At 63.4% G+C, this 22885-nt stretch carries 24 protein-coding genes; 17 read left to right on the forward strand and 7 right to left on the reverse strand.

Annotated elements, in window-relative coordinates; all coding sequences use genetic code 11:
* Positions 1 to 8: 8 nt before the first annotated feature.
* Together fliG and fliF are read right to left on the reverse strand one after the other, a co-directional pair.
* Positions 9 to 1001, reverse strand: a complete 993-nt coding sequence (gene fliG / locus BEK68_RS05180; RefSeq protein WP_004631464.1) for a flagellar motor switch protein FliG — start codon at positions 999 to 1001, stop codon at positions 9 to 11.
* The gene (gene fliF / locus BEK68_RS05185; protein WP_024542087.1) at positions 998 to 2830 is read right to left on the reverse strand and encodes a flagellar basal-body MS-ring/collar protein FliF; all 1833 of its coding nucleotides are present in this window, start codon (positions 2828 to 2830) and stop codon (positions 998 to 1000) included. Before fliF ends, fliG begins: the two co-directional genes overlap by 4 nt.
* 283 nt (positions 2831 to 3113) lie before the next feature.
* Here fliF and fliE (BEK68_RS05190) point away from each other — a divergent pair, with 283 nt between their 5' ends.
* The 16 genes from fliE (BEK68_RS05190) (at position 3114) to BEK68_RS05265 (ending at position 15985) form a co-directional block, all read left to right on the forward strand.
* On the forward strand, positions 3114 to 3455 hold the full coding sequence (gene fliE, locus BEK68_RS05190; protein WP_004631462.1) for a flagellar hook-basal body complex protein FliE: 342 nt from the start codon (positions 3114 to 3116) through the stop codon (positions 3453 to 3455).
* A gap of 35 nt (positions 3456 to 3490) precedes the next feature.
* Positions 3491 to 4609 (forward strand): glycosyltransferase family 2 protein, encoded by a 1119-nt coding sequence (locus tag BEK68_RS05195; protein WP_004631461.1) that lies wholly within the window; start codon positions 3491 to 3493, stop codon positions 4607 to 4609.
* Between the two features lie 10 nt (positions 4610 to 4619).
* Entirely contained in the window at positions 4620 to 5393 is a 774-nt protein-coding gene (gene rfbF / locus BEK68_RS05200) for a glucose-1-phosphate cytidylyltransferase (RefSeq protein WP_004631460.1), read from the forward strand.
* Positions 5378 to 6484 carry a CDP-glucose 4,6-dehydratase gene (gene rfbG, locus BEK68_RS05205; RefSeq protein WP_024542088.1) on the forward strand — a complete coding sequence of 369 codons (1107 nt, stop codon included), beginning with the start codon at positions 5378 to 5380 and terminating at the stop codon, positions 6482 to 6484. The genes rfbF and rfbG overlap by 16 nt, the downstream gene beginning before the upstream one ends.
* Positions 6481 to 7074 carry a dTDP-4-dehydrorhamnose 3,5-epimerase gene (gene rfbC / locus BEK68_RS05210; RefSeq protein WP_024542089.1) on the forward strand — a complete coding sequence of 198 codons (594 nt, stop codon included), beginning with the start codon at positions 6481 to 6483 and terminating at the stop codon, positions 7072 to 7074. Before rfbG ends, rfbC begins: the two co-directional genes overlap by 4 nt.
* Positions 7071 to 8210 (forward strand): DegT/DnrJ/EryC1/StrS family aminotransferase, encoded by a 1140-nt coding sequence (locus tag BEK68_RS05215; protein WP_004631457.1) that lies wholly within the window; start codon positions 7071 to 7073, stop codon positions 8208 to 8210. The genes rfbC and BEK68_RS05215 overlap by 4 nt, the downstream gene beginning before the upstream one ends.
* Positions 8195 to 9037 (forward strand): phytanoyl-CoA dioxygenase family protein, encoded by an 843-nt coding sequence (locus tag BEK68_RS05220; protein ID WP_024542090.1) that lies wholly within the window; start codon positions 8195 to 8197, stop codon positions 9035 to 9037. The genes BEK68_RS05215 and BEK68_RS05220 overlap by 16 nt, the downstream gene beginning before the upstream one ends.
* 2 nt (positions 9038 to 9039) lie before the next feature.
* Positions 9040 to 10221, forward strand: a complete 1182-nt coding sequence (locus BEK68_RS05225; protein ID WP_024542091.1) for a class I SAM-dependent methyltransferase — start codon at positions 9040 to 9042, stop codon at positions 10219 to 10221.
* Positions 10218 to 10733, forward strand: coding sequence for a GNAT family N-acetyltransferase (locus tag BEK68_RS05230; RefSeq protein ID WP_024542092.1), 516 nt, complete (start codon positions 10218 to 10220; stop codon positions 10731 to 10733). The genes BEK68_RS05225 and BEK68_RS05230 overlap by 4 nt, the downstream gene beginning before the upstream one ends.
* Positions 10730 to 11446 carry a WbqC family protein gene (locus tag BEK68_RS05235; protein ID WP_024542093.1) on the forward strand — a complete coding sequence of 239 codons (717 nt, stop codon included), beginning with the start codon at positions 10730 to 10732 and terminating at the stop codon, positions 11444 to 11446. The genes BEK68_RS05230 and BEK68_RS05235 overlap by 4 nt, the downstream gene beginning before the upstream one ends.
* Entirely contained in the window at positions 11439 to 12185 is a 747-nt protein-coding gene (locus BEK68_RS05240; protein ID WP_004631452.1) for a cephalosporin hydroxylase family protein, read from the forward strand. Before BEK68_RS05235 ends, BEK68_RS05240 begins: the two co-directional genes overlap by 8 nt.
* Positions 12186 to 12227: 42 nt before the next feature.
* Positions 12228 to 13460 carry a glycosyltransferase family 2 protein gene (locus tag BEK68_RS05245; protein ID WP_004631451.1) on the forward strand — a complete coding sequence of 411 codons (1233 nt, stop codon included), beginning with the start codon at positions 12228 to 12230 and terminating at the stop codon, positions 13458 to 13460.
* A gap of 18 nt (positions 13461 to 13478) precedes the next feature.
* A complete protein-coding gene (gene fliE / locus BEK68_RS05250) occupies positions 13479 to 13808 on the forward strand; it encodes a flagellar hook-basal body complex protein FliE (RefSeq protein ID WP_024542094.1) in 330 nt (109 codons plus the stop codon).
* Positions 13809 to 13963: 155 nt separating this feature from the next.
* The gene (locus BEK68_RS05255; RefSeq protein ID WP_004631449.1) at positions 13964 to 14386 is read left to right on the forward strand and encodes an organic hydroperoxide resistance protein; all 423 of its coding nucleotides are present in this window, start codon (positions 13964 to 13966) and stop codon (positions 14384 to 14386) included.
* Between the two features lie 76 nt (positions 14387 to 14462).
* Positions 14463 to 14906 carry a MarR family winged helix-turn-helix transcriptional regulator gene (locus BEK68_RS05260; RefSeq protein ID WP_024542095.1) on the forward strand — a complete coding sequence of 148 codons (444 nt, stop codon included), beginning with the start codon at positions 14463 to 14465 and terminating at the stop codon, positions 14904 to 14906.
* Positions 14903 to 15985, forward strand: coding sequence for a glycosyltransferase family 2 protein (locus BEK68_RS05265; RefSeq protein WP_024542096.1), 1083 nt, complete (start codon positions 14903 to 14905; stop codon positions 15983 to 15985). The genes BEK68_RS05260 and BEK68_RS05265 overlap by 4 nt, the downstream gene beginning before the upstream one ends.
* Here the strand turns inward: BEK68_RS05265 and BEK68_RS05270 are convergent.
* From BEK68_RS05270 to BEK68_RS05285, 4 genes are all read right to left on the reverse strand, one after another.
* Positions 15979 to 16335: a flagellar protein FliT gene (locus tag BEK68_RS05270; protein ID WP_009239993.1), complete on the reverse strand. Its 357-nt coding sequence runs from the start codon at positions 16333 to 16335 to the stop codon at positions 15979 to 15981. The genes BEK68_RS05265 and BEK68_RS05270 overlap by 7 nt on opposite strands.
* Before the next feature lie 58 nt (positions 16336 to 16393).
* Entirely contained in the window at positions 16394 to 16831 is a 438-nt protein-coding gene (gene fliS, locus BEK68_RS05275) for a flagellar export chaperone FliS (RefSeq protein ID WP_004631445.1), read from the reverse strand.
* A gap of 60 nt (positions 16832 to 16891) precedes the next feature.
* The gene (gene fliD, locus BEK68_RS05280) at positions 16892 to 18940 is read right to left on the reverse strand and encodes a flagellar filament capping protein FliD (RefSeq protein WP_024542097.1); all 2049 of its coding nucleotides are present in this window, start codon (positions 18938 to 18940) and stop codon (positions 16892 to 16894) included.
* Positions 18941 to 19138: 198 nt separating this feature from the next.
* On the reverse strand, positions 19139 to 19960 hold the full coding sequence (locus BEK68_RS05285) for a flagellin (RefSeq protein ID WP_004631443.1): 822 nt from the start codon (positions 19958 to 19960) through the stop codon (positions 19139 to 19141).
* 406 nt (positions 19961 to 20366) lie between these two features.
* On the opposite strand from BEK68_RS05285, the gene BEK68_RS05290 reads away from it, so the two are divergent.
* Positions 20367 to 21002, forward strand: a complete 636-nt coding sequence (locus BEK68_RS05290) for a LuxR C-terminal-related transcriptional regulator (RefSeq protein ID WP_004631442.1) — start codon at positions 20367 to 20369, stop codon at positions 21000 to 21002.
* A gap of 5 nt (positions 21003 to 21007) precedes the next feature.
* Here the strand turns inward: BEK68_RS05290 and BEK68_RS05295 are convergent, their stop codons facing one another.
* Entirely contained in the window at positions 21008 to 22744 is a 1737-nt protein-coding gene (locus BEK68_RS05295) for a putative bifunctional diguanylate cyclase/phosphodiesterase (RefSeq protein ID WP_004631441.1), read from the reverse strand.
* Between the last annotated feature and the right edge of the window lie 141 nt (positions 22745 to 22885).

Genomic DNA, 22885 nt, shown 5'->3' on the forward strand with positions numbered 1-22885 from the left:
CAGCACGGTCAGACATAGGCGTCCTCCGCCTTGCGGCCGATGGTGATCTCGCCCTCGTCAGCCAGGCGGCGCGCAACGACCAGGATTTCCTTCTGCTGCGCTTCGACTTCCGACACCTTGACCGGGCCGAGCACTTCCAGCTCTTCCTTGAGCATCGTGCCGGCACGCTGCGACATGTTGGCGAATACCTTGTCGCGGAACTCCTGCTTGGCGCCCTTGAGCGCCACCACCAGAACGTCCTGACTGATCTCTCGCAGCAGCGTCTGCAGCGCACGGCCGTCCAGATCGATCAGGTTGTCGAACACGAACATCTTCTCGACGATGGCGTCGGCCAGTTCCGGATCGCGCGAACGCACGCCTTCGATGACCGCGCTCTCCACGGCGCTCGGCACCAGGTTGAGAATTTCCGCTGCCGTGAGCACGCCGCCCATCGCGTTCTTCTTGCGGTGGTCGTTGCCTTGCAGCAGCTTGGTCAGCACGTCGTTCAGCTCGCGCAGGGCGCTGGGCTGAATGCCGTCGAGCGTGGCGATACGCAGGATGGTGTCGTTGCGCAGGCGCTCGGTGAAATAGGTCAGGATTTCCGAAGCCTGGTCGCGGTCAAGGTGCACCAGGATCGTGGCGATGATCTGCGGGTGCTCGTTGCGGATCAGTTCCGCCACCGACGATGCATCCATCCACTTCAGGCCTTCGATGCCGCTTGTGTCACCGCCCGATAGGATGCGGTCGATGATGTTGGCGGCGCGGTCGTCGCCCAATGCCTTGCGGAAGACGGTGCGGATGTACTCGTTCGAATCCACGTCCAGCGGCAGGTCTTCGGCTTCGACAAAGAAGGCGTCAAAGGCGTCGAGCACACGCTCGCGCGAGACGTTCTTCAGCGCGGCCATGGTCGCGCCCAGCTTCTGCACTTCGCGCGGGCCCAGGTGCTTGAGCACTTCAGCTGCTTCGCTTTCGCCCAGCGACATCATGAGGATGGCGCTGCGTTGGAGTCCTTCGGCGCTCATTCGTTACTCACCCATTGTTTGATGACGGCCGCGACGGCGCGCGGGTTGCTCTGCGCCACGCGGCGCATGGTCTCGAGCTTCTTCTCGAAGTCGTTGTTCTTGAGTTGCGGCAGCGCGTCCGGCAGCTCTTCGGAATCGGCGCCCGCCGCCGGACCTTCCAGCTCCGGCCCGGCCGAAGCCGCAGCACCGGTGATGATCGGGGCGTTCGGATCTTCGCCTTCACGGCCGACGAAGGTGGGCGTGGCCGGCGCGTCCTTCTTGCCCATCGAGCGGATCGCCGGACGGATCACCGCAAACACCAGGATCAGGAAGCCGATTGCCAGCGCCAGGTACTTGGCGGCCTGAATGGCGTACTGGATCATGTCCGGCTGCTTCCACAGCGGCAGGTCGTCCTTGGACATCGGCAGCGTGCCCGAGAACTGGCTGTTGACCACGTTCACGGAGTCGCCGCGCTTGGCGTCAAAGCCCACGGCGTCCTTGACCAGCGCGTTGAGCTTGACCATCTCGGCTTCCGACAGCGGCTTCCAGGTCTTGCCGTCGCCACGGTAGTTGACCACCACGGCCACCGACAGGCGGCGCACGGTACCCACTGCGGCGCGGGTACGGCGCACGGTCTTGTCGACTTCGTAGTTGGTGGTGGTGTCGCGGGTGCTCGACGAATTGCCGTTGGCCGCGGTGCCGCTCGTGTTGGCAGCCGCCGCCTGTTGCGGTTGGCCATTCGGGCCGGTCGCAGCCGGTTGCGACGCCGAGGCCGGAGCCGGTGCGGTCGGCAGCATGCGCGGCGCGGTCGGCGGCTGGTTGGACAGCGCGCCCGGCACGCCACCCTGGGCGTCGGCCTTGTTCTGCGTGGCTTCAGCGGTGTGCGTGCTGCGCACGGCGGCGTTGGCCGGGTCCTGGTTCGGACGGTAGCTCTCGGCCATCTGCTCGGTGTTGTCCAGATCGACGTCGGCCGTCACCTGCGCACGCACGTTGTCTTCGCCCACCACGGGGCCGAGGATGGCTTCGATGCGCTTGATATAGCCCTGCTCGACGTCGCGCACGTAGCTCAGTTGCGTCGGGTCGAGGCCCGAGGCGTTGTCCTGGAACGACGACGACAGCAGGCGGCCGGATTGGTCGACCACCGTCACATTGGCCAGCGGCAGGTTCGGCACGCTGCTCGACACCAGGTGGCCAATGGCCTGCACCTGCGAGCGGTCGAGCATGCGGCCCGGATACAGCTTGAGCAGCACCGACGCGCTGGGCTTGGCCTGCTCGCGCACGAACACCGACGGCTTGGTCATTGCCAGATGCACGCGGGCGGACTGCACCTCTTGCATGGCCTGGATGGTGCGGGCGAGCTCGCCTTCCAGGGCGCGCTGGTAATTGACTTGCTCGGCAAACTGGCTGGTGCCGAATTTCTGGTTCTCCATCAGCTCGAAGCCGGCCTGGCCGCCCTTGGGCAGCCCTTGCGAAGCGAGCTTCAGACGGGCTTCATGCACGCTCGTCTCGGGCACCATGATGGCGGTGCCGCCTTCGGCGAAGCGGTACGGCACGTTCATCTGCTGCAGCGCAGCGATGATCGCCCCGCCGTCGCTGTCGGACACATTGCTGTACAGGACACGGTAGTCCGGAGCCCGGCTCCACAGCATCGCGGCGGCAATGACGGCCACCAGCGCGGCACCGCCGATCATCATCAGCAGACGCGGCGACAGACGGCCGAGCGGGCCCAGGGCGCCCAGCGCACCTGCTCCTCCCGCTTTCTGGCGCGTCATCGCGCCCTGGCCCACCGTCGGCATATCCACCGTACCGAGCGTGTCGGCGACAGCAACCGAATCGGCTGTCGTTGGCATCCAAAATCTCCTGACTGACTACGTTGCTTGAGCGCTCACCCAATGTCCGGGCATGGCTCCGTGGTTGCCATTATCGGCAGTGGGTGCGCAAGCAAATCGGCAAGAAGAGGGCCTTTTCCCGTTCTTTTGGGCGCTTGGGAACGGCGGGCGGGCGGCTACCTTTGCATCACCGTGGCGCCATAGCGACCAACCGGCCGGGGCGGAAAGCGCCCTGGAAACCCGGCCCAGGCAGCCAAGCAGCGGCGCCGCAAGCAGGACAGAGCAAAAGAGGAGTTTCCTTCACATGGATATTACGAACGCCCATTCAGTGGTCTCGCTGATGAACAGCGTGCTGTCGCCGTCCAGCACGGTGGGTGGCATTGGCTCGGGCGGCTCGACCTCGGGCGACGGCGCCAAGGTCAGCGTCGACTTTGGCGCGGTGCTCAAGTCGTCGCTGGACAGGGTCGATGCGTCGCAGCAGAAGGCCGAATCCATCTCGCGCAGCTTCGAAATGGGCAACAACGACGTGGATCTGCACGACGTGATGCTCTCGCTCCAGAAAGCCAACATCGACATGCAGACCGCCGTGCAGGTGCGCAACAAGTTCGTCTCGGCATACCAGAGCATCATGAGTATGTCGATCTGAAATCACTTTTTTCTACGCCTCTTTTTCTTCGCCGCATGTCCAAGCACGCCAAACATCACGCCAAGCCGGCCAAGGGCAGTCTGGCGCTGGTCGTCATTGCCCGCGACGAAGCCGCCTGCATCGAGCGCTGCCTGATGAGCGCCAAGCCGCACGTCGATCGCATGATCGTGCTGGACACCGGCTCGACTGACGACACCGTGGCGATCGCCAAGGCGTGCGGCGCGCAGGTGCACCATTTCACGTGGGTGGATGATTTTTCCGCCGCCCGCAATGCCGCGCTGGCCGCCGCCAATGCAGACTGGAACCTCGTGCTGGACGCCGACGAATGGATCGAAGCCGGCACGGAAGAGCTGCGCAACGCCTGCACGTTCGGCCCGTTGCTGGGTGTGGTGTGCATCCGCAGTGAATACGACATTTCCGGCCACGTAGAGCATTCCAACAGCTGGATCGCCCGCCTGTTGCCTCGCGGCGTGCGCTACAAGGGCCGTATCCACGAGCAGCCGGTGGCAACCGCGGCCAACCTGCAGCGTGTGCGTCTGCCACTCGTGATTGGTCACGACGGCTACATGAACGCCAAGCTGGACCGCAAGCGTGGGCGCAACCACACGCTATTGCAACTCGAGCTGGCAGCGCATCCGGATGACCCGTATGTGCTTTACCAGCTCGGCAAAGACTTCGAGATCAACCAGAAAGACCCGGCCGAGGCCGCTGCGCACTATCAGCGCGCGCTCGCAATGGCACCCAAGGTGGCGCCATATCGGCATGACCTGTGCATCTGCCTGCTGGCGTGTCTTTCCAAATCGAAGCAACTCGACGCGGCCATCACGCTGGCGGGTGAATGGATGGAGGAGTGGTCCGGCTCGCCAGACTACTTCTACATGCTCGGACACCTGATGTTCGAAGCCGCCGCGCAAGACCCTGCACAAGCCGAAAAGCAATGGCTGCCGATGGCAGAAAACGCCTTCCTGAAGTGCCTGGAAATTGGCGAGCAGCCCAAACTGGACGCCGCCGTATTCGGGCGCGGCAGCTTTGCCGCCGCAAAGTACCTGGCGCTGACCTACCGGGCCCTGGCCGACACGCTGGCCATCAAGTCGAACCAATATTCCGACATTGCGCGGCAGATGCAGGAGCGCAGCGCCGCCGTCGCCGCATGAGTACGCAATCATGAAGACAGTCATCCTGGCCGGGGGCCTCGGCACGCGCATCAGTGAGGAATCGCACCTGCGGCCCAAGCCGATGATCGAAATTGGTGGCCGCCCCATCCTGTGGCACATCATGAAGATCTATGCCGCGCACGGCATCAACGATTTCATCATCTGCCTCGGTTACAAGGGCTACGTCATCAAGGAGTACTTCGCCAACTACTTCCTGCACATGTCGGACGTGACGTTCGATATGTCGAAGAACGAAGTGACGGTGCATGAGCGCCATGCCGAGCCATGGCGCATCACGCTGGTGGATACCGGCGAGCAGTCCATGACCGGCGGGCGCCTGAAGCGTGTTGCCGCGTATCTCGATCCGAACGAGCCCTTCTGCTTTACCTACGGCGACGGTGTGTCCGACGTCGATATCACCCGCAAGATCGCCTTCCACCGCGCCCACGGCAAGATGGCCACGGTGACGGCCGTGCAGCCGCCGGGCCGCTACGGCATGCTCCAGCGCGATGGCAACCGTGTGACCGGTTTCACGGAGAAACCACCCGGCGACGGCGGCACCTGGATCAACGGCGGCTTCTTTGTGCTGAACCCGGCCGTCATCGAATACATCGCGGGTGAAGACACCCACTGGGAAGGCGAGCCGATGAATCGCCTGGCCGAGATGGGCGAGTTGAACACGTTCGAGCACCAGGGCTTCTGGCAGCCGATGGACACGCTGCGCGACAAGAACAGTCTCGAAGCCATGTGGCAATCGGGGAGTGCACCGTGGAAAAAGTGGTGACGCTCCACCCCGCTGCCTGGGCCGGCAAGCGCGTCTTCTTGACCGGGCACACGGGCTTCAAGGGAAGCTGGCTGGCGCTGTGGCTGCGCCAGCTTGGCGCCGATGTGTACGGCTACAGCCTGGCGCCCCAAACGAACCCGAATCTCTTTACGCTGGCCGAGGTGGAATCCGCCATGGCTGGCCACACGCTGGGCGATATCCGTGACGCGGATGGCCTGCGTGCCGCGATGACGGCGGCGCGGCCTGACGTGGTGTTTCACCTCGCGGCGCAACCGCTGGTGCGTGCGTCGTACCAGGACCCGGTCGGCACTTACGCCACCAACGTGATGGGCACCGTGAACGTGCTGGAAGCCGCGCGCGCGTGCGCCGGCCTGTCGGCGATCGTGGTCGCCACCACCGACAAGTGCTACGACAACCGCGAATGGGCGTGGGGCTACCGCGAGACGGATGCGCTCGGCGGCCATGATCCGTACAGCGCATCCAAGGCCTGCGCCGAACTGGTGGCCGCAAGCTACCGGCGCGCCTTCTTCGCCAACGGCCCGCTGCTGGCTACCGGCCGCGCCGGCAACGTGATCGGCGGCGGAGACTGGTCCGAAGATCGGCTCATTCCCGATGCCGAGCGCGCGATGCGTGCCGGTACCCCGCTGGTCATCCGTTCACCGCACGCCACGCGGCCGTGGCAGCACGTTCTGGATTGCCTGCATGGGTATCTGGTGCTCGCGCAACGGCTGCTGGCCGGTGACGCCTCGTGCGCAACCGCCTGGAACTTCGGCCCGGACAGCGCTGCCACGCGCACGGTCGAACAGGTCTTGCAAGGCTTGCAGCAACATTGGCCCACGCTGATCTGGCAACTGGACGCCAATGCGGCCGCCGGCCGCCATGAAGCGGGCATGTTGCATCTCGACGCGAGCCGCGCGCGCCAGCATCTAGGTTGGCAGACAGCGTGGCCGTTTGAAACCGCGCTGGAACAGACCGCCACGTGGTATCGGCATCTGCATGAGAAAACAGCGAGCGCGCGCTCTCTCTGTGACCAGCAGATCGACCGTTTCACCGCCGCCGCGTCTGCTGCCGCTTTCAGGAGCGCCGCATGAACCGCTTCACCATCCAACCGACACCCCTAGCCGGCTTGGTCGAGATCAGCCGCAAGGTCATCGGTGACCATCGCGGCTACTTCACGCGCTTCTTCTGCGCAGACGAACTTGCCGCCGCCGGCTTTGACAGCCCCATCGCGCAAATCAATCACTCCTATTCCGCCAAGCGCGGCACCGTGCGCGGGCTGCACTTTCAGTACCCGCCGCATGCCGAGATCAAGCTGGTGAGTTGCGTGCGCGGCCGTGTGTTCGACGTGGCCGTTGACCTGCGTGCGGGCTCGCCGACGTTCCTGCAATGGCATGCGTTGGAGTTGTCCGCCGAACGCCACAACAGCCTGCTGGTGCCGCGCGGGTTTGCCCACGGCTTCCAGGCGCTGGAAGACGATTGCGAGCTGCTGTATCTCACCTCCAAGCCATACGCGCAAGCCGCTGAAGACGGCCTCAACCCGACCGACGGCCGCATCGGCATCGCTTGGCCGCTCGCCATTTCCGAATGCTCCGACCGGGACCGCAACCATCCGCCGCTGACCGACGCGTTTGCAGGCATCACGTTGCGAGCCCTGAATCCTGAACTGCAGGAACAGCCATGACCCAAAAGATTCTGTACTCCAAGCCGTCGATCACCGAGCTGGAAGTCGAATACGCCACTGACGCCGCACGCAACGGCTGGGGCGACCAGTGCTACGCCTACATCAACCGCTTCGAAAAGCAGTTTGCCGAATTTGTCGGCACGCAGTACGCCATTGCCACGTCGAGCTGCACCGGTGCCATGCACATGGGGCTGGCCGCGCTCGGCATCGGCGCCGGCGATGAGGTGATCCTGGCCGACACGAACTGGATCGCCACGGCGTCGCCCATCACCTACGTGGGCGCTACGCCCGTGTTTGTCGACATTCTGCCGGACACGTGGTGCCTGGACCCGGCGCTCGTGGAAGCGGCCATCACCCCGCGCACGAAGGCGATCATCGCAACGCACCTCTACGGCAACCTATGCGAGATGGACCGCCTGCTGGACATCGGCAAGCGCCACGGCATTCCCGTCATCGAAGACGCAGCCGAGGCTGTTGGCTCGCGCTGGCACGGCCACGCAACCGGGGCGCAAGGCATCTTCGGCACGTTCTCGTTCCATGGCACCAAGACCATGACGACGGGCGAAGGCGGCATGTTTGTCACCAACGACCGCGCGCTGTACGACCGCGTGATGACGCTCAACAACCATGGCCGCGTGCCGGGCGGCAAGCAGTTCTGGTCCGATTTCATCGGCTTCAAATACCGCATTTCCAACGTGCAGGCCGCCATCGGCTGCGCGCAGCTTGAGCGCATCGACGCGCTGGTTGCACGCAAGCGCGAGATCTTCGCGGCATACCAGAAGCATCTGGGTGACGTTGGTGCCCTTGCGCTCAACCCGGAGTCACCTGGCACGCTCAACAGCTACTGGATGCCCACCGTCGTGTTTGACGAGGCACTGGGCATCACGCGCGATGGATTGCTGGCCGCGTTCTCGCGCCGCGGCATCGATGCACGCGTGTTCTTCTATCCCCTGAGCCAGATGGGCCTCTTTGGTGACGCACCAGGCAACACGCCCAACAGCTACGCAATTGCCGAGCGCGCCATCAACCTGCCGTCATATCACGACATGTCGAGCGCAGACATCGACACCGTGTCGCAAGTGGTGCTCGATCTCGTGCAAGAACATCAGGAGAAGCAGACGTGCCTGGCATCCTGACCCCCGATCAGATCGAGACCTTCCAGCGCGACGGCCTGCTGATCCTGCGTGACTTTTATGCGCCGGACCAGGTGGTGCCGATCCAACGTGCGATCTACAACATTATCGGTCTGGTCATCGACAAGTACCGGCTCGACATCGAGCGTACGCCGTTTGCACCGGAACGCTTCGACGACGGCTACCAGGCGCTGATCAAAGCCAATCGCAAATATGGCGCCGAGGTGTATGACGCAGTCAAGCAGATCCCGGCGTTTGTCCGGCTCCTGGGCGATCCGCGCCATGAGCAGGTGGTGTCCGAGCTGCGCCCCGGCGCGCTGCCCGGTATTGCCGGCGCCGGTTATGGCATCCGCATCGACAACCCGCGTGAAGAGAAATTTCGCGCCAACTGGCATCAGGAATATCCGGCGCAGTTGCGCAGCCTGGACGGCGTGGTGTTCTGGAGCCCGCTCGTGGAGATCACGCCCGAGATCGGGCCCGTGGAGTTCTGCCCCGGTTCGCATCGGGAAGGGCCGCTGCCGGTCGTGAGCGCAGACCCGGACAACGCCGGCAAGCAAGGCGCTTACGCGCTCATGCTCAAGGATGAAGCCACCTATCTCGCGCGCTATCCACACGTGCAGCCGCTGACCCAACCCGGTGATCTGGTGCTGGTTGATTTTCTGGTGCTGCACGCATCGGGCCAAAACACCAGCGGCCGCTCGCGTTGGTCGATGCAGTTCCGCTACTTCAATTTCTGCGAGCCGACCGGGCGCTCGCACGGCTGGAAAGGTTCATACGCCAACGGCGTCGACTTCCGAACCGTCCATCCCGAACTTTCTGTGGAAGCCTGACCATGACGACAGGTGCACTGCCGTGCAATGTTTGCCAGCAACCGCTGCCAGAGCCGATCTACCGTGCCCCGCAAAGCGCGCTGTCATCACTGCGCCGCGCCATGGATGGCACGCTCGAGGTGTTCTGCTGCGCCGCGTGCGGCCACATCCAGACCGTCGAGCTGTGTGACAACGGCAGCTTCTACGACACCGAATACGACATCCTCGTAAACAGCGAGGAAGAAGACCAGATCTACGCGGTCGAGAATGGCCAGAAGATCTTCCGTGCCGATCACCAGGTCGCGCTCTTCCAGAAAAAGCTGCAACTGCTGGGGGGGCTACACGAGGGCGCCCGCGTGGTCGACTTCGGCTGCGCAAAAAGCGCGACCATGCGACTGCTCAAACAGCAGCGCCCGGACGTGAAGGTCCACCTGTTCGACATCAGCGACCGCTACGTCGGCTTCTGGGAGAAATTCCTCAGCGCCGGGCAATGGGCCACGTACACCATCCCGCCGGCATGGCAACGTTCATTCGATGTCGTCAGTTCGTTCTTCTCGCTTGAGCACATTCCAGACCTGAGCACCACGCTGCGTGCCATCCACGGGTTGCTGCGCGAGGGCGGCCGGCTGTATGCCATCGTGCCCAACACGTTCACCAATACGGCTGATTTTCTGGTGGCGGATCACGTGAACCATTTCACGCGCACGTCCCTGCAGGTACTGCTCGCCAGCCACGGTTTCGAGCTGCTCGAACTTGACGAACGCAGCCATCGCGGCGCATTCGTCGTCACCGCTGTACGCACGGCGCCGGACCATGCTGCGCCTGCCCTTGATCCGCGGCAACTGGCGGACACCGTGGGCGCCGCCAACCGCCTTGCGCGCTTCTGGCAGCAAGCGGCCAACCACCTGGGCGATTTTGAAACGCGCCACCAGGGCGCGCCTGCGGTGATCTACGGCGCGGGCTTCTATGGCACCTACACCGCCAGCAATCTGCGGCACCCGCACGCGCTGCGGGCCTTTGTGGACCAGAACCCGTATCTGCAAGGCTCATCCCTAGCGGGCAAGCCGGTGATTGCGCTGACCGAGATTCCGGCGGAAGTCGAATTGGTGTATCTGGCGGTCAATCCGGTCATTGCCGATGAGGTCAAACACACCGTGGAAGCCGCGTTCCCCAACCGTTTCCGCTACTTCCAGTTCGAGCCATGATCGCTACCGGCAATGTATGCCTGCGCGCATGGCGCGAAGACGACATCCCGCATCTGCTGCCACTGCGTAACGATGTACACACGCAACTGCAGTTGATGACGCGCCCCAGGCCCAACTCCGCGGCGAGTGTGCGCGACTGGCTGGTCGGCAGGTCAACGCAAAGCGACGCGGTGCTCTTCATCATTGCCGAGCAGGCCGGCGACCGCGTTCTGGGCTACCTCCAGTTGACGAAGATCGACCTGGTCAACCGGCACGCTGCGCTGGGCATCTGCCTGGCACCGGCCGATCAGGGACAAGGACACGGGCGAGCCGCCTGCGAGGCGCTGTTCTCGTACGCTCGCCAGACGCTGAACCTGCGCAAGATCACGCTGGAAGTGCTGGCTGACAATGAACGCGCGATCCAGCTGTATCAGAAGCTCGGCTTCCGCCAGATCGGCCAGTTGGCCGAGCACTATCTGCAGGATCAGCGCTGGCATGACGTCGTGCTGATGGAACGCATGCTGAGCCCATGAACATCGTCATTTCACAACCCATGTTGTTCCCCTGGGTCGGCATGCTTGAGCAGATCGTGCTGGCGGACGTCTTCGTCAACTATGCGGACGTGCAGTTCTCCAAAGGCAGCTTCACAAACCGGGTGCAGATCAAGGACCGCACCGGATCACGCTGGCTGACCGTTCCGCTGGAGAAGTTCCACCTGGGTGAGCGCATCGATCAGGTCCGCCCCTGCGCCAGCACCGACTGGCGCGGCCAGCACTTGCGCAAACTAGAGCAGGCCTACGAAGAAGCGCCCTATGCGCAGGACATGCTGGCACTCGTGCGCACGGTGTACGAGGCCGACTACGCCAACATGGGCGCGCTGGCGTTGGCGTCGATGCAGGCGGTCTGCAGCTATCTGGACATCCCGCTCAGTGCGAAGCTGCGCGACTCCGTGGAACTGGCCGTGCCCGGGCGCAACAGCGAGCGCGTACTGGCCATCGTGCGGCAACTGCACGGCAGCAAATACATCACCGGGCATGGCGCCAAGAACTATCTGGCGCATGCTGAATTCGAGCAGCACGGCATCACCGTCGAATACATGAACTACGCCATGCTGCCTTACCGGCAACTGCACGGCGCGTTCACCCCCTTTGTCAGCAGCCTGGACCTCATTGCCAATCACGGCCCGGCGAGCAAGCAGTACCTGAACCCACAAACCCTCAACTGGCGCCAATTCACCCATGAATGACATCGAACAGTTCCAAGGCGAAGTCCAGCAGAACATCCAATCCCTGGCGCAGGACAAAGACCTGCAATCGCTGTCACGCATCTGGCTGCGCGAAGTGACCGCGCACAAGTACCACTACAACTTCACCTGGATGGGCTTGCCCATCATCCAGTGCCCGCAAGACGTGCTGGCCATGCAGCAACTGATCTGGGAGGTCAAGCCGGACCTGATTATCGAGACCGGCATTGCGCGCGGCGGCTCGCTGATCTTCTATGCCTCGATGCTCGAGCTGCTGGCCCAGAGCGGTCATGGTGAAGGCAAGGTCCTAGGCATCGACATCGACATCCGCCAGCACAACCGCGAAGCGATCGAGGCGCACCCGATGGCGCGGCGCGTCCAGATGCTGCAGGGCTCCAGCATCGACCCGGACATCATCGAGCAGGTCAAGCGCATCGCCGCGGGCAAGCAGCGCGTGCTGGTGGCGCTGGACTCCAACCACACCCACGACCACGTGCTTGCCGAACTGGAAGCCTACGCGCCGCTGACCAGCGTGGGCAGCTACTGCGTGGTGTTCGACACCGCTGTCGAAGACATGCCGCAAGCGATGTTCAACGATCGTCCGTGGGGCGTCGGGAATAACCCGAAGACCGCTGTGCACGCCTACCTGCGTGACCACCCGGAATTCGTGATCGACGCCGATATTCACCACAAACTCCTCATTACCGTCGCACCGGACGGCTACCTGAAGCGCGTTGCCTGAGCGCTTGAACCGACCGCTTGATCCGAAAAATTGGCCGCTGAAATGGAACCCGCGAAGACGACGCCCCAAACCGATGCAGTCACGCTGAGCATCTGCATCCCGACCTACAACCGGGCGCGCTACCTGGACAACCTGCTCGGGGAACTGGCCGCGCAGATTGATGGACTACGATTCAGCTACGAGATCCTGATCGGCGACAACTGCTCGAGCGACACGACCGAACAGGTCGTGGCCCGCCATCAAGGCCGGCTGAACATCCGGTATTTCCGGCGCCCGTCCAACCTGGGTTCGGCCGAAAACCTGAACCAGCTCTACCGCAGCGCGCAGGGCAAATACGTGCTCTACCACGCCGACGACGACCTGCCCATCCTCGACGAGATCAACAAGAACCTCGAGATCTTCGAGCGCAATGCGGGCGTGGGCGTCATCTTCGCGCCCTGGTTCATCCACGACTTGCCAACCCGGCAGGACATCACGCCCTTCTACCGCCAGGACGACAATTACCTGATCGAGCAGCACGATTACGCCAAGCTGCTGGCGCTGATCCTGTCACACCACATCTTTCCGGAAATCTACCTGGCGCGCCGCGAAGTGCTCGACCGGCTGTACTTCGCCGCGCCCGAACATGTGTTCTGGGCATTCGCGCATGCCGCAGAAATGCTCGGGTCGTACGCGCTCTACTTCAGCAAGACACCGTTTTATCGCTCGGTTACGCGCTACTTTGACGACGAGACCCGCGCCCAGGCAGGCAGTGAGGAAGTGAAATACGCATGGGACCGGTATCGCGGCGGCCTGGAATACGTGTTGAGCAAGTTCTCACACACGTTGGCCCCGAACGAGCGGCAGGAATGGCTGAATGCCATCAACCAGTTCGTGCTCGCGCGTATGAAGGTGGCGCTGCGCCTGCGCACGCATGAAGGCGGCAGCTGGATCGACAACTACTACATCGCCAACCGCATCAAGGCGCTCGGCGAGGTAGGCGACCTGGCCGCGCCCTATGACCTGTACCGCGTCAACGCCGCGTTCGAATACGTGACCAAGCTCGACCCGTTCAAGCCCGAGCCGCCCAGGTACGCCACCCTGCGCCGCGCACCGCTTCAGGTCTTGCACCACGCGCACGGCTTTGCCGACACCGAGTTTCTGGTGCTCGACGACGATGCCGCCATTCCGCATCACACCATCGTCGTCACGCCGATTCCGATGGACATTGCGGTGCCGGCCGGCCGCGAAGTCCGCTTCGTGTCGGAACTCGAAACACTCGCCAAATTTCCCTGAGTCACTGGTCACGCCCACATGGATCTTTCCAACGCCCATTCCGTGGTCTCGCTGATGAACAGCGTGCTGGCACCGTCAAGCGCCGTTGGTGGCAGTACCGCCAGCGGCGACACCGGCAAACCGAGTGTCGACTTCGGCTCGGTGCTCAAGTCATCGCTGGACCGCGTCGACGCCTCGCAGCAGAAGGCCGAAGCCGTTTCGCGCAGCTTTGAAATGGGCAATAACGACGTCGACCTGCACGACGTCATGCTCTCGCTGCAGAAGGCCAACATCGACATGCAGACTGCCGTACAGGTGCGCAACAAGCTGGTCTCGGCGTACCAAAGCATCATGAGCATGTCGATCTGAGATCACCCTGCCCGGCCCTTTTCCACACTATGAAGAAGGGCTTGTGGTCGCTCTTGTCATTTATATTGCGCTCAATATAATTGTGTCATCGATTTTTGATCGATCTCCCGGCCGACATGTCGCCGACCGGGTTTCCCACGCAAGAGGACCCGACCATGAAGACGCTCTACCAGACCCAGGTCACTGCTGAAGGCGGCCGTGCCGGCCATGTTCGCAGCACCGATGGCACGCTGGATCTGCCCCTTTCGCTACCGCGCGAACTCGGCGGCGCAGGCGGTGCAGCTACGAACCCCGAGCAACTGTTTGCCGCCGGTTATGCCGCCTGCTTTGAAAACGCTGTGCTGCATGTAGCACGTGGCAAGCAGATCAAGCTGGCGTCGACGTCGGTCACGGCCACGGTGGGCATTGGCCCGCGCGAAGATGGCGGCTTTGCATTGACGGTGTCGCTCGCGGCCACCCTGGGCGGCGTCGATCAGGCGACCGCTGAAGCGCTTGTGGCTGCGGCACATGGCGTATGTCCCTATTCGCATGCCGTCCGTGGCAATATTGACGTCCAATTGAACACGGTCACGCGCTGAGCCTCTTGCTCAGCCCTGTTGGGCCGATGCGGCACTCGCCGCTCGAGCGCCAGGCCGTTCCCCCCGGGAGTTTTCCGTGAACGACGTGCTGGCGCTCGATCAGCAGCTTTGCTTTCCTTTGTATGCCGCCGGCCACTTGCTGACGCGCCTCTACCGCCCGCTGCTCGATGAACTGGGCCTGACCTATCCCCAGTACCTCGTGATGCTGGCGTGCTGGCAGCAGGCGCCATGCGCAGTTGGCGACCTCGGTCGCACGCTGTACCTCGATACGGGCACGCTTACGCCGCTGCTCAAGCGACTCGAAGAACAGGGCCTCGTCACTCGTACGCGCGATCCCGATGACCAGCGCCGCGTCGTCATCGAGTTGACCAATGCCGGCCGCGCACTGCGCGAGCGCGCTGCCAAGGTGCCCGAAGCCCTCGCCTGCAAGATTCCGCTGGAATTGGACGAAATTGGCGCCACGCGCGACGTGCTGCGCAAGCTGCTCGACGCACTGGCCACAGCGGACGACCGCGAATGAGCGCACCCTCCGCTTGCGCCGATCTGGCGCTAGTTATCATCGCCCGCAATGAAGCCGCCAGCATTGCGCGTTGCCTGCTCAGTGCCAAACCGTTTGTCGATCGCATGGTGGTGCTCGACACAGGCTCCATCGACGACACCGTGGCCATTGCCCAGTCGTGCGGCGCCCTTGTCAGCCACATGGCCTGGACGAACGACTTCTCGGCCGCGCGCAACACCGCGCTGCAGGCAGCCAATGCCGACTGGAACCTCATCCTCGACGCTGACGAATGGCTGGAAAGCGGCGGTGAGCATCTGCGCACGCTCAGCGGTGCAGCACCGTCCGTTGGCGTGGTGTGCGTCAAGAACGATACCGACGCGGCCGAATCCGCCAGCCAGCTGATTGCGTGGATTCCCCGCCTGCTGCCGCGTGGCGTGCACTACACGGGGCGCATTCACGAGCAGCCGGTGTCTTCATTGCCTGCGGCGCGCGTGCCGATCGTAGTCCGCCACGATGGCTACACCGCCGCCAAGATGCAGAAGAAAGGCGAGCGCAACACGCAACTGCTGCTCGATGAACTCGCCCATCGGCCAGACGACCCGTACGTGCTGTATCAGCTCGGCAAGGAAACCGAGCTGCATCACGAAGACTACGCAAAGGCCGTGACCTACTACGCACGCGCCTTCAGCCTGGCACCTCCTGATGCGCCGTACCGCCGCAACCTGGCGCTGCGATATGTGTATAGCCTGGGCAAGGCCGATCGCGTTGAAGAAGCGCTGGCGCAAGGCGATGTCGGCATCCAGACGTGGCCGGACTTTCCTGATCTGTGCTTTGCGCTGGGATTGGTGTTGCTGGATGCGGCTGCCAAGCAGCCTGATGAGGCAGGCGCCCGGTGGCTACCGCTGGCAGAACAGGTCTTCAACCGCTGCCTTGAGATCGGCGATCAGCCAGAGATGGACGGCAGCGTCATCGGCCGGGGCAGCTTCCTCGCTGCCCAGCAACTGGCGATCGTGTACCAGATGCAGAGCCACGCGCTCGCACGCAAGTCCGAGCACTACCTGACGCTGTCAAAACAACTGCAGGACGCGTCGTCTCAATAACGCGCCATGCTGCCGTAAGCGTTGCTGGCGTTGGTGGCACGGCGTGCCGTGTCGATGCGCTTCTGCAGGCGGTCCAGGCGCGGGTACACCATGGCGCGCACGCGTGCATCATCTTCCAGAATGCGCACGAGCAGCGTGCGCTTGCGCTCCACATCGGCACGCGAGAGCTGCGGATGCGGCTCGGAACGGCGCAGCGCATCCACATAGGCGGCGCTTTCGCGTTCCAGCGTACTGACGACTTCCCAGTTACCCACTTCGGCCGCGCTGACCATTTCAGCGGTCAGACTTGCGATGGCTTCGTAGCAGGCGAACAGACTTTCGCTGTCCTTGATCGGGATGTTGCGGTGCATATTGGCTCCAGTTGGGCCGAATTCAGTCAAAGGTCGCTTTACTACAAACAGCGGGCCATCAGCTCACAACGCTCAGGTGGCTGTTTGCCGCAGCGGCAGCCGGTTGGCCGGCCTGGCCGATGGCGAGCCACGCATCCTGCAGCGGGACCAGCAAAGCATCCACCTCGGCGAGGATCGTCAGATCGTTGTTGGCGTTCGCCAACAGCAGGCGGCGCAGCATGTAGTCGTACAGATTGTTCAGTTGCACGGCAATCTCGCCGCCGCGCTGGTGATCCAGGCTGGCCTGCAGCCCCTGGCCGATGATCGAGATGGCTTTGTCGATCGCCCGCACCTTGGCCAGCACGTCGCCGCGCTGCATGGCGGCACTGGCCAGGTTGATGGCGGCCCGCGCGCCTTCAAACAACATGGCGATCAGGCGATGCGGATTGGCGTCTACCACGGACGTCTCGATGCCGACTTGCGCATAGGCACCGATGGCACGGCGTGCTGCGTACATGGAAAAGGTCCTCGCTGGTGTCTGTTTTGTTATGGGTTGTGCTCTAAACCTGAGCCCGGCTTAGTTGCTGCTCGAAGTTTGCTTGGTAATGGCCGCGAGCTGCGTCGTCAGGTAGTTGCTGGTGTTCGTCATGCTTGCCACCGCGGCCGACAGCGCGTTGAACTGCGTGTAGTACAGCGCCTGCTTGTTATCCAGGCGCGTCTGCATGGCGGTGATCTGGCTGGCAAGCGAGGTCAGCGAACTGTTGATCGAGTCGGTCTCGTTCTGCACCATGCCGCTGGACGACAGCAGGTTGGTCATCACCGTGTTGAGCTGCGCGGCGTAACCGCGCTGCACCGTGACCGTGCCACGGGCGCCCAGCGGGCCGCCGGCCACTTGCACGGTCAAGCCGTCGGTGGCGGAACCGGCAATCCCATACAGGTTCTGGCCCGAGCCGGTCGCTGCCGCACCGTTGATGGTGCCCTGCACATCCACACCATTGGCGGCCGTCGGGCTCGCCCCAAAGAGCGACGAAGCCCCCGCGCCTGATACCGACACCACCGACACCGAACCAAACTGGCTATCGGTAATGCTCAGCACGCCGCTGGCATTGGCCGACACCGATGCGTTGACCTTGGCGTTCTGTAGCGTGGCCGATGCGTTGATCTGGCTTTGAATCTGCGCGGCCAGGGTCGTCGCGGTGTAGCTGCCGGCCGCCAACGTCACGTTGACTGACATGCCGCTGATGCTGAACGCGAGCGTGTCGTTCACGCCCGCCGTAATGGTTGTGTTTGCGGCGGCCGAACCCGTGAGCGTGCCCTGCGTGGCCAACTGCGTCACGTTGACGGCGTAGCTGCCGGCCTGTGTGGAATCCGAGAACGTCGGCACGCTGACCAGCGAATCGGTGGCCGTGCCGGTACCGGCAAACAAACCGGTAACCTGGCTGGGCGACTTTGCAATGGCCGCCGACAGCTTCGTGTTGTCGACCGACAGCGTGCCGTCGGAGTTCATCGTCACGCCCACGCTGCCGAGCGACTGGTAGTTGCCGTTGCCGACCGCCTGGCCCAGCACGTCGGTAATCTGGTTGATGAGCGTCTTGGTACTCACGTCGCCAGCCAGCGGGCCGTTGTTGGCCTTGTTGGCGGTGTCGATGTTGGTGAGCCCGTTCAGTTGCGTACGCAGCGCGTTGTAGCCGTTCACGAAGTTGGTGACGGCGGTGGTGGTGGCGGTCGGGTCGTTGGCCACCGTCACGTTGGTGCTGCCCGTCTTGGACAGCGTGAACGACGTGCCATCCACCACGTTTGACAACGTGTTGGTCGGGCTTTGCACGGCAATGCCGTTGATGGTGGCCAGGGCATTCTGGCCCGTGGTCACCTCGGTCATGTTCTGCGTGCCGGCCGGATCCTGCGAGAGCAGCGATTGCAGCGTCGAGTCGCCCGACACCGAGATCTTCATCTCCGAGCTTGAGCCGCCCGCAGTGGACGTCAGCACCAGACGGTACGGGCTGCCGCTGCCGTCGTTCACGATGCTGGCCGAGACACCCAGGTTGGCCGAGTTGATGGCATCGCGAATGCCCGCCAGCGTGTTGTTGGACGAGTTGATCGTGATCGAGCCCCCCGCCAGGTTGCCGTTTTGCGTGAACGTCGAACCGGTGTACTTGCCGCCGGAAAGCGAGCCACCCGACACCGTGCCGAACGAGAACGAAATCGTGGTCGATGCGCCGCTGCCGATGGCGGTGGTGGTGGAAGCTTGCCCCTGCGCCGCCAGCACCTGCGATTGCGCAAGCTGCGTGACATTGACCGCGTAGGAACCTGCAGGCGCCGAGCCCGTCACCGACGCGCTCAGCATCGAGGTGTCGTAGCCGCTGGCCTTCATGGCGCTGTAGTTCGACGCGCTGGTCAGGCTCGACAGCGCGGTCTGGAAGGTCGACAGCGCACTCTTGAGCGACCCCACAGCCGACAACTGCGTCTGGTACGAGCTTTGCTGTGTCTGCAACTGTGTCAGCGGCTGGCTCTCCACCTTCATGAGGCTGGTCACCAGCGAATTGACGTCGATGCTCGTCCCGATACCGGGAATGGAGATCGGCGGTACGTAGTTGCTGGTCGAGGAGGAGGTAGTGGTAGTCGCCATGATCGGGTCCGATAAGCATCTGCGCCAGCGGAAGTCTCTCTACACAACGGCACGGGCCGCAGCTTCTTTAGGGCAGGTTATGCAGGCGCCACCCACGCAGAAGAGGGGTATCCGACAAAAGGAAAAAGGCCGACGCCCCCGAGGAGCGCCGGCCCTTGGCCCAGCCGCAAGACGGCTGGGTGGCATCCAGCTTACTGATTAGCCCTTCAGCAGGCTCAGGATGCTGTTCGGTGCCGAGTTGGCTTGCGCCAGCATCGCCGTACCCGCTTGCTGCAGGATGTTCTGACGGGTCATGTTCGAGGTTTCCGACGCATAGTCCGTATCGATCAAGGACGACTTGGCAGCCGACAGCGCGGTGTTGTTCGACGTCAGCGTGTTGATCGTCGAGTTCAGACCACTTTGCTGAGCACCCAGGTTGGCGCGAGCCGCCTTCAGGTTGGTCAGATCGGTGTCGATGGCCGCCTGTGCGGCGGTCGCGTTGGCAGTCGAGGTCACGCTCGTGCCGCTCAGCGTACCGAAGGTCGACAGGTTGGCGTTGGAGACCGAGGTCACATCGGTCGCGGCATTCTGGCCGTACTGGAACGTCGTGGCCGTAACCGAACCGTCGAACAGCTTGTTGCCGTTGTAGTTCGCGTTGGTCTCGATGTTCTTGTTGGCGGTGGCCAGCTTTTGGTATTCCTTGTCCAGGTTGGCCTGGTCGGTGGTCGACAGACCGCCGTTGTTGGCTTCCACGGCCAGTTGGCGCATACGTTGCAGGTTGTTTTCAACCTGGCCCAGGTACGAGTCGGCCGTTTGCAGATACGACATCGCCTGGTTGGAGTTCTGGATACCTTGCGTCTGCGAGTTCAGCGTGGTGGTCAGGCTGGAGGCCACAGCGTAGGCGGCGGCGTCATCCTTCGCGCTGTTCACGCGCAGGCCGGTCGACAGACGTTCCAGCGAGGTCTGCAGCGCATCCTTCGATGCCGACAGTGCTTGCTGCGTTTGCAGGGACGAGATATTGGTATTAAGGCTGAGGGACATGACGGCTCCTAAGTTTCCCGATGGTTTGTTGCCCGTGTTTGCTGATTCCGGCTAGGCCGGGCAACGTGACCTGCAACTTGAAGGGGATCAGGTCTGCGTTGTACTCAGGTTATCGGTGGCCTCGGAGGAAAGTTTAGGGTCGCCTTGACAAATTTGTGCGTCGGCGGCGGTTTGGGCTTGCGGGCGCCTGACTTTCGGCACCCCTCCAAAAGAGGCGGTGCGCCTGCTTCTTGGCCTTCGGGCCCTCGGCTATACTCGTTCGACCAGTTCATAGGCGCCTGCATCTTTCTATATAGAGCGCCACATACAGCACAGATGGGGAGTTGCAAGCCCGCCAGACGGCCCAAGGCCTGCCGGCGGAAAGAAGAGCTCGATGCGAGCCCGCGTTTGACCCGCAACACCCACCATGCTCAATGTCCTGATCGTCGAACCGCACGATATTGCCCGTGTCGGCCTGCGCCAGATCCTCAAGGATTCGCGCCTGGCCCGGCAGATCGAGGCCGTGCCGGACCTGCGCGATGCCAATAACGACCTGCTCGCACAGCGCGAGTGGGACGTCATGCTGTTCTCGGTGGAATCGGCCACCGGAGACGAATTCCAGACCATCAAGACCGTGCGCCAGCAGCATGCGCGTTTGGCCGTGCTGGCGCTGGGCCGCCACCCGGAAGCGCTGCTTGCCGTACGGGCGCTCAAGGCGGGCGCCGCCGGCTACCTGCCGATGGACGCCAGCCAGCCGCAACTGCTGGCAGCCATCAACGCCATCTCGAAAGGCAAGAAATACCTGCCTTCGGACCTCGTGGAAGTCCTGGCCGACAACCTGAATGTCGACTGGGACAAGCCCCGCCACGACATCCTCTCCGACCGTGAATTCCAGACGCTGCGCATGCTCGGCTCCGGCCGCACGCTGGGCGAGATTGCCGAGGCGCTGCAGATCAGCGTCAAGACGGTCAGCGTGTATCGGGGGCGCGTGCTCTCGAAGATGAAGCTGCGCAACAATGCCGAGCTCACCATGTACGTGGTCAGCAACAGCTTGCAGATCTGAGCGCGCTATGAGAACCGCGGGACACGCTCGCCGTAACGGCGGGCGTTCTCGCGCACGAGATCCTGTACCGCAGCCGGTTCCAACGGCCGCGTGAGCAAATAGCCCTGAAACTCGTCGCAGCCGACTTCGCGCAGGAATTCAAGCTGGCCGATGGTTTCCACGCCTTCGGCCACGGTCTTCATGCCCATGGCTTGCGCCATCATGATGATGGCCCGCGTGATGGCCGCGCGCTCGACCACGTGCGGCAGGTCTTGCACGAACGAACGGTCGATCTTCAACGTATCGATCGGGAAGCGGTGCAGATACGACAGCGATGAGTATCCGGTACCGAAATCGTCCAGCGCCAGCGATACGCCCATGGCGCGCAGCTCGGTCAGCAGGGCATGCAATGACGGATCGTCGCGAATCAGAATGCCTTCGGTCATCTCCAGTTCCACCGCGTTGCCGGGCAAGCCACTGGTCGACAGCGCGCCACGCACCATCCCGCTCAACTGCCCGGAGCTGAATGCCTGGCCCGAGAGGTTGATCGACATGCGCAAGTCCGGCAGCCCGATGCGGCGCCAGCGTGCAAGCTGGTCGCAGGCGGCGCGCAGAATCCAGCGGTCGATCTCGACAATAAGACCGGTTTCTTCGGCGTCCTGAATGAACTGGCCGGGCATCATGTGGCCGAAATCGGCCGAGTTCCAGCGGATGAGCGCTTCCACCCCGACAATGCGGCCGCTCCTGACGTCCACGCGCGGCTGGTAGTCCGCATAGAACTCGTTGCGGTCGCTCGCGCGGCGCAGGCCCGATTCAATGCGGAAGCGGCGCGAGACGCGGTCGTCAAGGTCGCTGGTAAAGGTCTGGAAGTTGTTGCGCCCGCGCTCCTTGGCCAGGTACATGGCGGCATCGGCCTTGCGCAGGAGCGTGTTCGGGTCGTCGCCGTCGTGGGGTGCCACGGCAATGCCGATCGACACGCCCAGATACAGCTCCTGCCCCTCGATATGGAAGGGCGCGCTGATGGCCGAGAGGATGCGCTCGGCCACGCGCCGCGTGCCCAGGCCATCGAGCGCTTCGAGCATGACGACAAATTCATCGCCGCCCAGGCGCGCAACGGTGTCGGCTTCGCGCGCGCAGGCCTGCAGGCGGGCCGCCACTTCGCGTAGCAGCATGTCGCCAAACTGGTGGCCCAGCGTGTCGTTGACGTTCTTGAAACGGTCCAGGTCGAGAAACATGACCGAGACGCGCGACTGGTTGCGGCGCGCAAGCGCCAGCGCGTGCTCCAGCCGGTCTTCCAGCGCGGAGCGGTTCAGCAGCCCCGTCAGCGTGTCGTGCGTAGCGAGATGCCGGATGCGCTGCTGCGCTTCGCGGATTTGCGTGATGTCGACCAGCGACACCAGCACCGAATAGGGCGTGGCGCCGGCTTCCGAGGCGCGCGCCGAGGCCGTCATGGAATGGCCGCCATCGGCAAACAGTGGCGTCCAGTTGCTGGAAACCCACACCGTGCGGCCATCCACGCAGTGCATTCCGAAAATCTGGTTCAACTGCGGCTGGCCCTCGGCGATCACGTCCTGATCGGGCCAGTCCGCCTCGTGGATGGAGGCGTCGAATTCGTCCACGGCAGAGGTGACCACCGTGGGCAGCAGGCGCCCCACCAGCGCATCCACCGGCAAACCCAGCAGCCGTGCGGCGCTCGGGTTGGCATAGGTGACGCGGCGATCCGCCCCGCACACGAGGATGCCCTCCGTCAGCGCATTGACCATCGACAGCAGGTCCAGCTTCGGGCAGAAGCTCGGCAGTGCGCCGCGTGCAGGACAGTCGGCCGACAAGCCATCGGCATCGACTAGCGCAAGGTCAATACGGGTGGAAAAGGGCAAGGAATTCAAGGCGGCTTCCGGCAAGGC

Source organism: Ralstonia pickettii (assembly GCF_001699815.1).
Taxonomy (GTDB): domain Bacteria; phylum Pseudomonadota; class Gammaproteobacteria; order Burkholderiales; family Burkholderiaceae; genus Ralstonia; species Ralstonia thomasii.

What these genes read in the sequence shown, in the direction of transcription:
- BEK68_RS05270 (WP_009239993.1), bottom strand. Translation starts at nt 16,335, where the DNA reads ATGCACCGCAACATCCCGATCAAGGACAGCGAAAGTCTGTTCGCCTGC.
- BEK68_RS05290 (WP_004631442.1), top strand. Translation starts at nt 20,367, where the DNA reads ATGCTCAATGTCCTGATCGTCGAACCGCACGATATTGCCCGTGTCGGC.
- BEK68_RS05235 (WP_024542093.1), top strand. Translation starts at nt 10,730, where the DNA reads ATGAACATCGTCATTTCACAACCCATGTTGTTCCCCTGGGTCGGCATG.
- BEK68_RS05240 (WP_004631452.1), top strand. Translation starts at nt 11,439, where the DNA reads ATGAATGACATCGAACAGTTCCAAGGCGAAGTCCAGCAGAACATCCAA.
- fliS (WP_004631445.1), bottom strand. Translation starts at nt 16,831, where the DNA reads ATGTACGCAGCACGCCGTGCCATCGGTGCCTATGCGCAAGTCGGCATC.
- BEK68_RS05285 (WP_004631443.1), bottom strand. Translation starts at nt 19,960, where the DNA reads ATGTCCCTCAGCCTTAATACCAATATCTCGTCCCTGCAAACGCAGCAA.
- BEK68_RS05195 (WP_004631461.1), top strand. Translation starts at nt 3,491, where the DNA reads ATGTCCAAGCACGCCAAACATCACGCCAAGCCGGCCAAGGGCAGTCTG.
- BEK68_RS05230 (WP_024542092.1), top strand. Translation starts at nt 10,218, where the DNA reads ATGATCGCTACCGGCAATGTATGCCTGCGCGCATGGCGCGAAGACGAC.
- fliD (WP_024542097.1), bottom strand. Translation starts at nt 18,940, where the DNA reads ATGGCGACTACCACTACCTCCTCCTCGACCAGCAACTACGTACCGCCG.
- fliE (WP_024542094.1), top strand. Translation starts at nt 13,479, where the DNA reads ATGGATCTTTCCAACGCCCATTCCGTGGTCTCGCTGATGAACAGCGTG.
- fliE (WP_004631462.1), top strand. Translation starts at nt 3,114, where the DNA reads ATGGATATTACGAACGCCCATTCAGTGGTCTCGCTGATGAACAGCGTG.
- BEK68_RS05215 (WP_004631457.1), top strand. Translation starts at nt 7,071, where the DNA reads ATGACCCAAAAGATTCTGTACTCCAAGCCGTCGATCACCGAGCTGGAA.
- BEK68_RS05255 (WP_004631449.1), top strand. Translation starts at nt 13,964, where the DNA reads ATGAAGACGCTCTACCAGACCCAGGTCACTGCTGAAGGCGGCCGTGCC.
- BEK68_RS05265 (WP_024542096.1), top strand. Translation starts at nt 14,903, where the DNA reads ATGAGCGCACCCTCCGCTTGCGCCGATCTGGCGCTAGTTATCATCGCC.
- BEK68_RS05295 (WP_004631441.1), bottom strand. Translation starts at nt 22,744, where the DNA reads ATGGTCAATGCGCTGACGGAGGGCATCCTCGTGTGCGGGGCGGATCGC.
- rfbF (WP_004631460.1), top strand. Translation starts at nt 4,620, where the DNA reads ATGAAGACAGTCATCCTGGCCGGGGGCCTCGGCACGCGCATCAGTGAG.
- fliF (WP_024542087.1), bottom strand. Translation starts at nt 2,830, where the DNA reads ATGCCAACGACAGCCGATTCGGTTGCTGTCGCCGACACGCTCGGTACG.
- BEK68_RS05225 (WP_024542091.1), top strand. Translation starts at nt 9,040, where the DNA reads ATGACGACAGGTGCACTGCCGTGCAATGTTTGCCAGCAACCGCTGCCA.
- rfbC (WP_024542089.1), top strand. Translation starts at nt 6,481, where the DNA reads ATGAACCGCTTCACCATCCAACCGACACCCCTAGCCGGCTTGGTCGAG.
- BEK68_RS05245 (WP_004631451.1), top strand. Translation starts at nt 12,228, where the DNA reads ATGGAACCCGCGAAGACGACGCCCCAAACCGATGCAGTCACGCTGAGC.
- fliG (WP_004631464.1), bottom strand. Translation starts at nt 1,001, where the DNA reads ATGAGCGCCGAAGGACTCCAACGCAGCGCCATCCTCATGATGTCGCTG.